Here is a 12,367-nt window from a genome sequence, read left to right as displayed (position 1 = left end):
CGTCGAGTGCGGAAGGTTCAGGTGTGTCATGGCTGCAGCTGGCGAGAGGCCTCTGAACGAGGTTCAGTTCCTTACCGTGGCGGAAGTCGCCTCGGTGATGCGAGTGTCGAAGATGACCGTGTACCGGTTGGTGCACAGCGGTCATCTGCCCGCGATCCGTGTGGGGCGGTCCTTCCGCGTCCCGGAGCAAGCGGTTCACGAGTACCTCCGCGAGAGCTACGTGGGGGTGGAAACGGCCTGACGGCTGGGGCGGGGTGGTCCCTCACAGGGCACTCGGGACCACCTCGGCCCCCTCGATTACGACCTCAGCGCTCGGGCGGGTAGGCTAGCCCCTCGTAGGTCGTGTGGGCCCATGGCGCCCAAACAACCGAGTGATGAGAAGTGAGCGAGGGTAGTCGTGGGCTCTGTTATCAAGAAGCGGCGCAAGCGGATGGCGAAGAAGAAGCACCGCAAGCTGCTCAAGCGCACGCGCGTCCAGCGTCGCAACAAGAAGTAAGTTCGCGACGCGGACACCGCGAGAGCGTTGCTGTGGCCCCCCACCCGCGGGTGGGGGGCCACACGCATGTCCGCTCCCGCCGTCCGGCTGCTTCCGTCACTTCGCGCATCGGGCGGTCATCACAGCGCGACGCCGACCCGCTAAGTTGGCACCACGGGGAACGCGGCGGGACAAGAGGTTCCTGGAAGGAAGGCGCTGATCTTGGGCAAGGTCGTGCTCGTCACCGGAGTGGCCCGCCAGCTGGGGGGCCGGTTCGTCCGGCGGATCCAGCGTGACCCCGACGTGGACCGGGTCGTCGCCGTGGACGCGGTGCCGCCCGAGCACCACCTGGGCGGTGCCGACTTCGTCCAGGCCGACATCCGCCAGCCCGGCATCGCGCGGGTGCTCGCCGAGACGGGCGCCGACACGATCGTCCACCTGGACGTGACGGGCACGCCGCTGGGCAGCGGCAACCGGGCCTCCCTGAAGGAGACCAACGTCATCGGCACCATGCAGCTGCTCGGCGCCTGCCAGAAGTCCCCGTCCGTGCAGCGCCTGGTCGTGAAGTCCAGTACGAACGTCTACGGTTCGGCGCCCCGAGACCCGGCCGTCTTCACCGAGACGACCCCGCCCAAGTCCCTGCCCAGCGGCGGTTTCGCCAAGGACACCGTGGAGGTCGAGGGCTATGTGCGGGGCTTCGCGCGCCGCCGGCCCGACGTGGCGGTCTGCGTGCTGCGGTTCGCCAACATCCTCGGCCCGGCCGCGGACACCCCGCTCGCCTCGTACTTCGCGCTGCCGGTGCTGCCGACGGTGTTCGGCTACGACCCGAGGCTGCAGTTCGTGCACGAGGACGACGTGATCGAGGTGCTGCGGATCGCCTCGCACGAGCCGCGGCGGGGCACGCTCAACAGCGGCACCTTCAACATCGCCGGCGACGGCGTGCTGCTGCTCTCCCAGTGCTCCCGGCGCCTCGGGCGTCCCACCGTGCCCCTGCTGCTCCCGGCGGTCACCTGGGCGGGCTCGCTGGTGCGTACGCTGGGGATGTCGGACTTCTCGCCCGAGCAGATCCGCCTGCTCACCCACGGCAGGGTCGTGTCCACGGGCCAGATGCGCGAGACACTGGGATTCCAGCCCAAGTACACGACCGCGGAGACGTTCGCGGACTTCGCCCGCAGCCAGGGCCCCGGACTGCTTCCGCCGGAGGCCGTCGCGGCGGCCGTCGACCGGATCGCCGCGCTGCCCCTCGCGGGCGGCGGTCAGCCCCCGACGCAGAGCGCCAACTGAGGAGCGCATCAACGATGGCGGATGCCAAGGTCATTCCGTTCGACGACGACCGGTCCCGGGGGAGCGCCGCGCAGCGCCCCCAGCGGCGCCGGAGCGGGGGGAACCGCCGCCCGGGCACGGAGTCCGCGCCGGTCCGGGAGGTGCAGCCCCTGCCCACCAGGGCCGCCGAGCAGGATGATGATGTTCCCGTGACAGCGGAGGAACAGCGGCCGGAGCGGCCCGGGGACGGCGCGGGCGGCCTGGAACGGCGGATCGCGGGCGGCCTGTCCTTCCTGCGCCGCCGCCTCACCGGTGACTACGAGGTCGACGACTTCGGCTACGACGAGGAGCTCACCGACCAGGTCCTGATGTCCCTGCTGCGCCCGCTGTACGAGAAGTACTTCCGGGTCGAGGTGAAGGGCGTCGAGAACATCCCGTCCGAGGGGGGCGCGCTGATCGTCGCCAACCACTCCGGGACGCTGCCGATGGACGGCCTGATGATGCAGGTCGCCGTGCACGACCACCACCCGGCGGGCCGGCACCTGCGGCTGCTCGCGGCGGACCTGGTGTTCATGCTGCCGGTGGTCAACGAGCTGGCCCGCAAGCTCGGTCACACCCTGGCGTGCGCGGAGGACGCGTCCCGGCTGCTGGAGCAGGGCGAGCTGGTCGGGGTGATGCCGGAGGGCTTCAAGGGCCTCGGCAAGCCCTTCGCGGACCGCTACAAGCTGCAGCGCTTCGGCCGCGGCGGTTTCGTCTCCACGGCCCTGCGCGCCGGGACGCCGATCATTCCCTGCTCGATCGTCGGGGCCGAGGAGATCTACCCGATGCTCGGCAACGCCAAGACGGTCGCCCGGCTGCTGGGCTTCCCGTACTTCCCGCTCACGCCGACCTTCCCGTGGCTGGGTCCGCTCGGGGCGGTCCCGCTGCCCACCAAGTGGACCATCCAGTTCGGCGAGCCGATCCCCACGGACGGCTATCCGCCGGAGGCGGCCGAGGACCCGATGCTGATGTTCAACCTGACCGACCAGGTCAGGGAGCAGATCCAGCACACGCTGTACAAGCTGCTGGTGCAGCGGCGGTCGGTGTTCTTCTGACTGATGACCGAGGCAGGACGACGGGGCGCCCCCTTCCAGTGAGGGGGCGCCCCGTCGTCGTACCGCCGGCTAGTCGGCGTCCTCGCTGTCGATGCCCAGTCCGGGCAGCAGGCCCGGCAGGAGCGGCGGGAGCGTCACATCCGGCTCGGGGGCGGGAGTGGTGCCGTCCGCTGACGGGGAGGTGCTTTCCTGGGTGTCCTTCGGCGGGTCGAGGAGACCGCCGGTGTTGCCGCCGAGCAGGCCGTCCTCCTCGCTGCCGGAGCCGGCCGAGCGGCTGGGGCTGCCGCTGCCGGTGCCGCTCTCCTCGCTGTGCCGGCCGGCGCCGTCGCTGGGACGGGTCGAACGGTCCGTGCCGGAGGAGCCGCTGGGGGCCGACTCGGAGGCGCCCTGCCGTTTGCCGTGGCCGCCGCCCGTGGCCGGGGGCTCGGGCAGCAGGGAGCGCAGCGGGGCGACGTCCTCCTCTATGGCGTCGAACACGGACGACACCTGGTCGCTGACGTCCCCGAGCTGGACGGGGAGCCTCTCGCGCAGTTCGCCCCAGGCCGCGCGGTGGGAGCTGGAGAACGCGGACAAGGCCTGGATGGGGCCGAGCGAGTCCGGGTCGCGCTCGTACGCCTCGCTCAGCAGCCGGTGGCCCTCGGAGGCGTCGTGCCGCATCCCGGACAGGGCGCGGCGGATCTCGCCCAGGGACTCGTGGTCCAGGGGGCCGCTGCGGCCGCGCTCCATCAGGCGGCGGGCTTCGCTGAGGCGCGTGGAGGCGTGGTCGAGGTAGACCCGGCCGCGCTCGTCCGCCCCGTCGGCGAGGCCCAGCTTGACGTCCTCGATGCCGCGCTTGAGGCCGTAGAGCGAGTCGCCGGGCAGGGCGTCGGAGCTGGCGGCGGAGACTCCGCCGAAGGCGCTCGCGGCCACGCCGACGCTGAGTCCGCCCGCGGTGAGGCCCTTGGCGAGGCGGGAGCGCGGCCGGAACTTCTTCAGGGAACCCGCGCGGTGAGCGCCGCGGGCGCGGGTGGAGCGCTGCTCGGGGACCGCGCGGTCCGTCGCCCCGCCTCCGGCGGTGCCCTCCTGGAGCATGGCCTCGAACGCGGCCACCAGCTGGGCCCGCTGGACGACCTTGACCTCCGGGTCGAGCTCCGGCTTGGGCAGCGCGCCGAGACCGGAGGCGAGCGCCAGCAGGCGGCCCCCCTCGGTCGTTTCCGCGGCCGCCGGGGCCGGTGCCGCACCCTCGGACTGCTCGGCCGCCGCCGTGCCCGGCTCGGACTCCTCCAGGGCCTGGGCGAAGGCGTTCGCCCGCCGGTGCGCCGATACGTTCGCGATCACTGGCGGCACCTCCTCTCGTCATGACGGTCGACTCCCCAGGGGGTCCTGAGGGTTGCACACCCTGACTACAACCACACGATCAGGTGATCGAAGCCGGCCAGGGGGTGACCACAGGGAGCCTGCATCCCGCACAACGAGTGGCGCGGCACTTGGGTTACGGACGCCGGAGGATCGGATGCCGAAGTCAACGGACTTTCACGGACTGTGAGTTGACGGTCGCCGTGTGTGCGGGCGGTCAGCGGGCGTCTTCCGGGAGGAGCCGGGCGAGGGTGCGGACGGCCCGGTACTGGAGGGTCTTGATGGCGCCCTCGTTCTTGCCCATGACACGGGCCGTCTCGGCGACGGACAGGCCCTGGAGGAAGCGGAGCGTCACGCACTCCTGCTGCTGGGGATTGAGCCGCCGTACCGCGTCGAGCAGGGCGGCGTTGGAGAGGGACTCCAGGACGGAGTCCTCGGGGGAGCGCTCGACCTCGTTGGCGTCGAGCATCTCGCCGGTGGTGACCTCCAGCCGGAAGCGGCTGGACTTGAAGTGGTCCGCGACGAGGTTGCGGGCGATCGTCACGAGCCAGGCGCCGAAGTCGCGGCCCTGCCAGGTGAAGGTGCCGATGCGGCGCAGGGCGCGCAGAAAGGTCTCGCTGGTGAGGTCCTCGGCGGTCGCCTTTCCTCCGACCCGGTAGTAGATGTACCGGTAGACGGTGTCGCTGTACTGGTCGTAGAGGCGCCCGAAGGCGTCGGCCTCGCCGGCCTGGGCGCGCTCGACGAGGTCCATCATCCGGGCGCTGTCGCTGTCCGCCGCCGGGCGGCGGGCGGTGGCCGCCCCGGACGGGCGGCCTCGTCTGCCGACCGCGGCGCTGCCGTCGGCCAGTGCGTAGCACGGGCCGACGGGCGCGGCGGTGGCGAATGCGGGGACGGCGTACGCGGTGGGGACGAAGCCGCGCAACAGGTCGAGGACCGTTGCGCGCAGCGTAGCCAGGCCCGAGGCGTCAACCCCGACGTGTGGGTACACGGGACTCCCAGAGGCAGAGCTTCCATCACGTGCAGTGCGGGACCTTTCACCCGTCGTAGCGACGGAGGGGTACCGGTTTGCGTCTGAGGAGAATAACGCTTCGTACAGGCGCTGCTACACCGAGTTGCTCAAATCATCGGTTACGTCGCTTCCGTAACCGATTGACGCCGGATCAAGTACCGGAGTGTGAGCGGTTGTTGATCGGAATGGTTCGGATTGGGGCTGAGTCCAGGGCGTGTTGTGGCCGTGTCCAGCCAAGAGGACTGGACACGAGGTTGTGGGGGTACGCCAGTTGGATTTACGGGGTTTGTCATCCCGTAAACGAAGGTGTCCCGGTTTGATCGACCGGTCAGCGGCGGCGGCGGTGCAGGGCGATCGCGGCCGCCGTGCCGCCGGCCACCGCGCCGACTCCCGCGGCGGCGGGGATGCCGACCTTCGCGGCCTTGCGGCCGGTGCGGTAGTCGCGCAGGCGCCAGTCCAGCTCGCGGGCGTGCCTGCGCAGCTTGGAGTCGGGGTTGATGGCGTAGGGGTGGCCGACCAGGGAGAGCATCGGGATGTCGTTGTGCGAGTCGCTGTAGGCGGCGCAGCGGCGCAGGTCGAGGCCCTCCGCGATGGCCAGGGCGCGCACGGCCTCGGCCTTGGCTGGGCCGTGCAGCGGCTCGCCGACGAGTTTGCCGGTGTAGACGCCGTCGACGGACTCGGCGACCGTGCCCAGGGCGCCGGTCAGGCCGAGGCGGCGGGCGATGACCGTGGCGATCTCGACGGGGGCGGCCGTGACCAGCCACACCTTCTGGCCGGCGTCCAGGTGGGCCTGGGCGAGGGCGCGGGTGCCGGGCCAGATGCGCTCGGCCATGTACTCGTCGTAGATCTCCTCGCCGATCGACTGGAGTTCGGCGACGCGGTGGCCCTTGACGATGGACAGGGCCGACTCGCGGGCCTGCTGCATGTGCTCGGGGTCCTCGACGCCGGCCAGCCGGAACCACGCCTGCTGCCAGGCGAACCTCGCCAGCTCGCGGGTCTCGAAGAACTTCCGTTTGTACAGGCCCCGTCCGAAGTGGAACAGGGCGGCGCCCTGCATGACGGTGTTGTCCAGGTCGAAGAAGGCGGCGGCCCGGTCGTCGCCGTGGACCGGGAACTGCGGTTCCTCGGTCGTGGCGGCGGCTTCCTGTGAGGACTTGCGTGCTGCCTCCGCCGAGGCCTCGCCTGCCAAAACGCTCCGCGCCGTGGCGGAGCGCCTACGGGGGGTGAGCCATCCGAGAGCGGCCATGGCGTGAGCATAGCCAGTTTGTTCGGGGGTTCCGGAGTCGAGAGGTTTGGACCCTGTGAACTCTCGGCGAGCGTGTCGTTAAAGATGTCGTGCGGGTCGGGCGCGTCCGGCGCGTCCGCTGGTCTTCCGCGGGGCTTCCGCTCGTTCGCGGGCGCGCGACAATGGCGGAATGAGCCCTCTCTTCCGCCGCGAGCCCCCTCGGGACCGGCTCGTCACGCTGATCCGCAAACCCGGCTGCCATCTGTGCGATGACGCACAGGTCGTCGTGGAGAAGGTCTGCGCCGACCTGGGCGTGCCCTGGGAGCAGAAGGACATCACCGAGGACCGGGAACTGCACGACCGGTACTGGGAGCAGATCCCGGTCGTCCTGGTGGACGGTGAGCAGCACACGTTCTGGCGTGTGAACGAGGACCGCCTGCGCAGGGCGCTGACCGGCTGAGCCCGGCCGTGAGCGGACTGACCGAGCAGTACAAAGTGGCCGGAACGTCGCTTAGGATCGATGGTGACTTGGTCTCGGGGGCGGGATTCACTGAGGAAGTGTGTGGTTTTGCCCCCAGAAGACAAGGAACGGTGGTGCCTGTGCGCCGGTTCCACACCCGTGCGCCGGGGGCGCGTGAGCCCGGTCACGTTGGGCGGGCAAATCGGACACCATCTTTGTGCACGCGTTCACAAAGACATAGCCTGCATTCGACGGGGCGGTCATGTAGGGACGTATGACCGCCTACAGCCCCGCTCTACCCGCAGGAGCACCGTGGCAACTGGCCGAACTCACCGACCGGCGACCCGCAGCCGAGGGATTCCCGAGGCCACCGTCGCCCGGCTTCCGCTGTACCTCCGCGCGCTGACCGCACTGTCGGAGCGCTCGGTGCCCACGGTCTCCTCCGAGGAGCTCGCGGCCGCGGCGGGGGTCAACTCCGCGAAGCTGCGCAAGGACTTCTCGTACCTCGGTTCGTACGGCACCCGGGGTGTCGGCTACGACGTCGAGTATCTCGTCTACCAGATCTCCCGCGAACTGGGACTCACCCAGGACTGGCCGGTCGTGATCGTCGGTATCGGAAACCTCGGCGCCGCCCTCGCCAACTACGGCGGGTTCGCCTCCCGCGGCTTCCGGGTCGCCGCGCTGATCGACGCCGACCCGGCCATGGCGGGCAAGCCCGTCGCCGGCATCCCCGTGCAGCACTCCGACGACCTGGAGAAGATCATCCAGGACAACGGCGTGTCCATCGGTGTCATCGCCACCCCCGCCGGCGCCGCCCAGCAGGTCTGCGACCGGCTCGTGGCCGCCGGTGTCACCTCCATCCTGAACTTCGCGCCGACCGTGCTGTCCGTGCCCGAGGGCGTCGACGTGCGCAAGGTCGACCTCTCCATCGAGCTGCAGATCCTCGCCTTCCACGAGCAGCGCAAGGCCGGCGAGGAGGCCGCCGCCTCCGACGGTGGCGTCCCGGCCGTCGCCGCCCGTGGCGAGTCCGCCGACCAGGGACCCGACGGGGACATGCCCGCCGTGATGCCGGCATGAGCCTCCTCGTCGTCGGACTCAGCCACCGCAGCGCCCCGGTCAGCGTCCTGGAGCGGGCCTCGCTCCCCGCGGACGCCCAGGTCAAGCTGCTCCAGGACACCGTCGCCGCCGAACCGGCGACCGAGGCCGCGGTCCTCGCCACCTGCAACCGCATCGAGCTCTACGCCGACGTGGACAAGTTCCACGCCGGTGTCGCCGAGCTGTCCACGCTGCTCGCCCAGCACAGCGGGGTCGGCCTGGAGGAACTCACTCCCTATCTCTATGTGCACTACGAGGACCGGGCCGTCCACCACCTGTTCTCGGTGGCCTGCGGGCTGGACTCGATGGTCGTCGGCGAGGGGCAGATCCTCGGCCAGATCAAGGACTCCCTGGCCCGGGCGCAGGAGCTGCACTCCGCGGGCCGGCTGCTGAACGACCTGTTCCAGCAGGCCCTGCGGGTCGGCAAGCGCGCCCACTCCGAGACCGGCATCGACCGCGCCGGCCAGTCCCTGGTCACCTTCGGCCTGGAGCAGCTGGCCCGGGGCGGCGACGTCCAGGAATGGGCCCGGGGCAAGAAGGCCCTGGTCATCGGGGCCGGTTCGATGTCCTCCCTGGCCGCGGCCACGCTCGCGCGCGCCGGGGTCGCCGAGATCGTCGTCGCCAACCGCACCTTCGACCGCGCCGAGCGGCTCGCGCAGATCCTGTCCGAGGGCGACGACACGGACGTGCTGGCCCGCGCGGTCCCGATGGAATCGGTGCCGGTCGAGCTGACACGTGCCGATGTCGCCGTCTCCTGCACCGGCGCGACGGGCCTGGTCCTGACGGCCGAGGCGGTCGCGCAGGCGGTCGAGGGCCGTACGCCCGCGCCGCCGGCCGGCGGTGACGGACCGACGCCGGGCGGCGCCGCCCGCACGGCCGGGCCGGGCGCGCAGCGGGGCGGTGCGCCCGCCACCGCCCTCGGCGGCGAGGACGGCTGCCCGCTGGAGCTGTCCGCGGTGCAGGGCACCGCCGGGTTCTCCGTGCTGGGCGAGGCCGCGGTGGCCGGGATGGCCGCCGCCGACCTGGAACAGCACGCGGCGTGGGTCGACAACGGCACGGCGGGCGGCGCCCAGCGGGGCACCGCCCGACCGGGGGCCACGGGCACGCTCGACCCGGCCGCGGACACCGACGCCATCGCCGCGCTCGCCGCGACCGTGGCCAGCGTCGGGCGGATCCCCGAGCGGCGCCGGCCCGAGCCCGCCGAGGAGCCGCAGCGGCCCGAACCCGTACTGTTCCTGCTGGACCTGGCCATGCCGCGCGACATCGACGCGGCCGCGCACCGGCTGGCCGGGGTGCGGCTGGTGGACATCGAGTCGCTCGCGCAGGCCTCGGCGGACGCTCCGATGGCTGCCGATGTGGACCAGGTCCGGCGTATCGTCTCCGACGAGGTCGCGGCGTTCGGGGCGGCGCTGCGGGCCGCGCACATCACGCCGACCGTGGTCGCCCTGCGCACCATGGCCGCCGATGTCGTGGCCAGCGAGATCGCCCGCCTGGACGGACGGCTGCCCGGCCTCGACGACAAGCACCGGGCGGAGATCACCCAGACCGTGCGGCGCGTGGTCGACAAGCTGCTGCACGCGCCGACCGTGCGGGTCAAGCAGCTCGCGGCCGAGCCCGGCGGCGCCGGGTACGCGGACGCGCTGCGCACCCTGTTCGACCTCGACCCCGAGACGGTGGCCGCCGTCTCCCGAGCCGAGGACAGCACCACCCAGAGAGACCGAGGCCCGGCATGACTGACAAGGCGCTGAGGCTCGGCACCCGGCGGAGCAGGCTCGCCATGGCCCAGTCCGGCCAGGTGGCCGAGGCCGTGAGCCGGGTGACCGGGCGGCCCGTGGAACTCGTCGAGATCACCACGTACGGCGACGTCTCGCGTGAGGCGCTCGCCCAGATCGGCGGCACCGGCGTGTTCGTGACCGCCCTGCGCGACGCGCTGCTCAAGGGCGAGGTCGACTTCGCCGTGCACTCCCTGAAGGACCTGCCGACCACGCAGCCCGACGAGCTGGTCGTGGCCGCCGTGCCCGAGCGGGAGGACCCGCGCGACGTCATCGTCGCCCGGGACGCCCTGAAGTTCACCGACCTGCCCGCCGGGGCGCGCATCGGCACCGGTTCGCCGCGCCGCATGGCCCAGCTCAACGCGTACGCGCGCAGCCACGGCCTGGACATAGCGACGGTCCCGATCCGCGGCAACGTCGACACCCGCATCGGGTTCGTGCGCAGCGGTGAGCTCGACGCGGTCGTGCTGGCCGCCGCCGGGCTGAACCGGATCGGCCGCGGTGACGAGGTGACCGACTTCCTGTCGGTCGACACGGTTTTGCCCGCCCCCGGCCAGGGGGCCCTGGCGATCGAGTGCACCGCGGGCAACGCGGACCTCGTCGCCGCGCTCGCCGAACTCGACGACCCGTTCACGCGGGTCGCCGTGACGGCCGAGCGGTCCCTGCTCGCCGCCCTGGAGGCCGGCTGCAGCGCCCCGGTGGGCGCTTTGGCCGACTTGTTGGCCGACGGGCAGATTGTCAAGGAAATGCGCCTGCGCGGCGTCGTCGGGACCACCGACGGCACGCGCATGGTGCAGCTGTCCACCACCGGTCCCGTGCCCGAGACGCACGACGGGGCAATGGCGCTCGGTCGCGAACTCGCGGCCGAGATGCTCGCCCAGGGCGCGGCCGGTCTGATGGGGGAGCGAGCACAGTGAGCCCCACCACCCTTTCCGCCGGTCCTGAACACGGGCACGTCACCTTCCTGGGTGCCGGACCCGGAGATCCGGGACTGCTGACTCTGCGCGCCGTCGAGGCACTGGCCAACGCGGACGTCCTCGTCGCCGAGCACGAAGTGCTCGACGTCGTACGTCAGCACGCCAGGCAGGGCGTCTCCGAGGTGCACACGGACGCGGATCCTTCCCAGGATCCGGCTCCGGGCACAGGAACGCCCCAGCTGACGGTAGTTGACGGCACGTCAACCACCGCGCCCGTCCCCGCGGTGCGGGATGCCGCACATCTTGTCATGGAGGCCGCGCGGGGCGGCAGGCGGGTCGTGCGTGCCGTGTCCGGTGACCCGGGCCTCGACACGTACGCGGCCGAGGAGATGCTGGCGTGCGCCGCCGCCGGGGTGCCCTTCGAGGTGGTGCCCGGTATCGCGAGCGCCGTCGGTGTGCCCGCGTACGCCGGTGTGCCGCTGCGGGACGCGCAGGGCGCCGACGTGCGCTTCGTCGACGCGCGCACGGCCTCGGACCGGTGCTGGACGGAGGTCGGGGCGTCGGACGGCACGGTCGTCGTCTCCACGACGCTGGACTCCGTCGCCGCGGCGGCCGGCGAGCTCGTCTCCGCCGGGCGCAAGCCGGACACCCCGATGACGGTCACCGTCGCCGGTACGACCACCCGGCAGCGCACCTGGACCGCCACGCTCGGCACGATCGCGCAGACGCTGAAGCAGGCCAAGGTGCTGCCCTCGCCCGAGGGCGGCCGGCCGGTGATAGCCGTGGTCGGTGAGCGTTCCTCCGCCGCCCAGCGCGACCAGCTCGCGTGGTTCGAGTCCAAGCCGCTGTTCGGCTGGAAGGTGCTCGTGCCGCGCACGAAGGAGCAGGCGGTGTCGCTCTCCGACCAGCTGCGGTCGTACGGGGCCGTGCCGCACGAGGTGCCGACCATCGCCGTCGAGCCGCCGCGCACGCCCCAGCAGATGGAGCGCGCGGTCAAGGGCCTGGTCACGGGCCGCTACGAGTGGATCGCCTTCACCTCGGTGAACGCGGTCAAGGCCGTGCGGGAGAAGTTCGAGGAGTACGGGCTCGACGCGCGTGCCTTCGCGGGCATCAAGGTCGCGGCCGTGGGCGAGCAGACCGCCAAGGCGCTGATCGCCTTCGGCGTGAAGCCCGACCTGGTGCCGAGCGGGGAGCAGTCGGCCGCCGGTCTGCTGGAGGACTGGCCGCCCTACGACCCGGTCTTCGACCCGATCGACCGGGTGTTCCTGCCGCGTGCCGACATCGCCACGGAGACGCTGGTCGCCGGTCTGATCGAGCTGGGCTGGGAGGTCGACGACGTCACGGCCTACCGGACCGTGCGGGCCTCGCCGCCGCCGGCGGAGACCCGCGAGGCGATCAAGGGCGGTGGCTTCGACGCCGTGCTGTTCACGTCGTCCTCCACCGTGCGGAACCTGGTCGGCATCGCCGGCAAGCCGCACAACGTCACGGTGATCGCCTGTATCGGCCCGGCCACGGCGAAGACCGCCGAGGAGCACGGGCTGCGGGTGGACGTCATGGCTCCGGAGCCGTCCGTGCTCAAGCTGGCGGAGGCCCTGGCCGACTTCGGCGCGAAGCGGCGGGCCGCGGCCCTGGAGGCCGGGGACCCGGTGACCCGCCCGAGCGAGCGGCGGCCGGGGGCGCGGCGCCGGCGGTCGACGACGTAGGCGGACCTGCTGGGTGGCT

12 protein-coding genes are annotated in these 12,367 nt (G+C 72.0%); 9 read left to right on the top strand and 3 right to left on the bottom strand.

What is annotated here, in order from left to right; translation table 11 throughout:
* Positions 1–28 precede the first annotated feature (28 nt).
* The 4 genes from RIN80_RS08375 to RIN80_RS08360 all read left to right on the top strand — a co-directional run bounded on the left by RIN80_RS08375 (position 29) and on the right by RIN80_RS08360 (position 2,832).
* Entirely contained in the window at positions 29–241 is a 213-nt protein-coding gene (locus RIN80_RS08375; RefSeq protein WP_004984898.1) for a helix-turn-helix domain-containing protein, read from the top strand.
* Between the two features lie 156 nt (positions 242–397).
* Complete coding sequence (locus RIN80_RS08370) at positions 398–496, top strand: 30S ribosomal protein bS22 (RefSeq protein ID WP_003948845.1); 99 nt, start codon at positions 398–400, stop codon at positions 494–496.
* A gap of 201 nt (positions 497–697) precedes the next feature.
* Positions 698–1,759, top strand: coding sequence for an NAD-dependent epimerase/dehydratase family protein (locus tag RIN80_RS08365; protein WP_309094876.1), 1,062 nt, complete (start codon positions 698–700; stop codon positions 1,757–1,759).
* Between the two features lie 14 nt (positions 1,760–1,773).
* Complete coding sequence (locus RIN80_RS08360) at positions 1,774–2,832, top strand: lysophospholipid acyltransferase family protein (RefSeq protein ID WP_309094875.1); 1,059 nt, start codon at positions 1,774–1,776, stop codon at positions 2,830–2,832.
* A gap of 69 nt (positions 2,833–2,901) precedes the next feature.
* Here the strand turns inward: RIN80_RS08360 and RIN80_RS08355 are convergent, their stop codons facing one another.
* From RIN80_RS08355 to RIN80_RS08345, 3 genes are all read right to left on the bottom strand, one after another.
* Positions 2,902–4,149 carry a DUF5667 domain-containing protein gene (locus RIN80_RS08355; protein ID WP_309094874.1) on the bottom strand — a complete coding sequence of 416 codons (1,248 nt, stop codon included), beginning with the start codon at positions 4,147–4,149 and terminating at the stop codon, positions 2,902–2,904.
* Positions 4,150–4,384: 235 nt separating this feature from the next.
* Positions 4,385–5,155, bottom strand: a complete 771-nt coding sequence (locus tag RIN80_RS08350; RefSeq protein WP_031117141.1) for an ECF subfamily RNA polymerase sigma factor, BldN family — start codon at positions 5,153–5,155, stop codon at positions 4,385–4,387.
* Between the two features lie 349 nt (positions 5,156–5,504).
* Complete coding sequence (locus tag RIN80_RS08345) at positions 5,505–6,422, bottom strand: HAD-IB family hydrolase (protein WP_309094873.1); 918 nt, start codon at positions 6,420–6,422, stop codon at positions 5,505–5,507.
* A 169-nt stretch (positions 6,423–6,591) separates the two neighbouring features.
* Here RIN80_RS08345 and RIN80_RS08340 point away from each other — a divergent pair, with 169 nt between their 5' ends.
* The 5 genes from RIN80_RS08340 (at position 6,592) to RIN80_RS08320 (ending at position 12,348) form a co-directional block, all read left to right on the top strand.
* Positions 6,592–6,861, top strand: a complete 270-nt coding sequence (locus tag RIN80_RS08340) for a glutaredoxin family protein (RefSeq protein WP_309094872.1) — start codon at positions 6,592–6,594, stop codon at positions 6,859–6,861.
* 312 nt (positions 6,862–7,173) lie between these two features.
* Positions 7,174–7,938 (top strand): redox-sensing transcriptional repressor Rex, encoded by a 765-nt coding sequence (locus tag RIN80_RS08335; RefSeq protein ID WP_309094871.1) that lies wholly within the window; start codon positions 7,174–7,176, stop codon positions 7,936–7,938.
* Positions 7,935–9,689, top strand: a complete 1,755-nt coding sequence (locus tag RIN80_RS08330; RefSeq protein WP_309094870.1) for a glutamyl-tRNA reductase — start codon at positions 7,935–7,937, stop codon at positions 9,687–9,689. Before RIN80_RS08335 ends, RIN80_RS08330 begins: the two co-directional genes overlap by 4 nt.
* Positions 9,686–10,645, top strand: coding sequence for a hydroxymethylbilane synthase (gene hemC / locus RIN80_RS08325; RefSeq protein WP_309094869.1), 960 nt, complete (start codon positions 9,686–9,688; stop codon positions 10,643–10,645). The genes RIN80_RS08330 and hemC overlap by 4 nt, the downstream gene beginning before the upstream one ends.
* Positions 10,642–12,348, top strand: coding sequence for a bifunctional uroporphyrinogen-III C-methyltransferase/uroporphyrinogen-III synthase (locus RIN80_RS08320; protein ID WP_309094868.1), 1,707 nt, complete (start codon positions 10,642–10,644; stop codon positions 12,346–12,348). The genes hemC and RIN80_RS08320 overlap by 4 nt, the downstream gene beginning before the upstream one ends.
* Positions 12,349–12,367 lie beyond the last annotated feature (19 nt).

Source organism: Streptomyces sp., assembly GCF_031181705.1.
Classification (GTDB): Bacteria; Actinomycetota; Actinomycetes; order Streptomycetales; family Streptomycetaceae; genus Streptomyces.
The sequence above is the reverse complement of the archived record's forward strand: the minus strand, read 5'-3'. Positions and strand labels throughout refer to the sequence as shown.

Bases quoted from the DNA above. Each gene is read 5' to 3' on its own strand.
- RIN80_RS08360 (WP_309094875.1), top strand. From the start codon at position 1,774: ATGGCGGATGCCAAGGTCATTCCGTTCGACGACGACCGGTCCCGGGGG.
- RIN80_RS08375 (WP_004984898.1), top strand. From the start codon at position 29: ATGGCTGCAGCTGGCGAGAGGCCTCTGAACGAGGTTCAGTTCCTTACC.
- RIN80_RS08340 (WP_309094872.1), top strand. From the start codon at position 6,592: ATGAGCCCTCTCTTCCGCCGCGAGCCCCCTCGGGACCGGCTCGTCACG.
- hemC (WP_309094869.1), top strand. From the start codon at position 9,686: ATGACTGACAAGGCGCTGAGGCTCGGCACCCGGCGGAGCAGGCTCGCC.
- RIN80_RS08330 (WP_309094870.1), top strand. From the start codon at position 7,935: ATGAGCCTCCTCGTCGTCGGACTCAGCCACCGCAGCGCCCCGGTCAGC.
- RIN80_RS08345 (WP_309094873.1), bottom strand. From the start codon at position 6,422: ATGGCCGCTCTCGGATGGCTCACCCCCCGTAGGCGCTCCGCCACGGCG.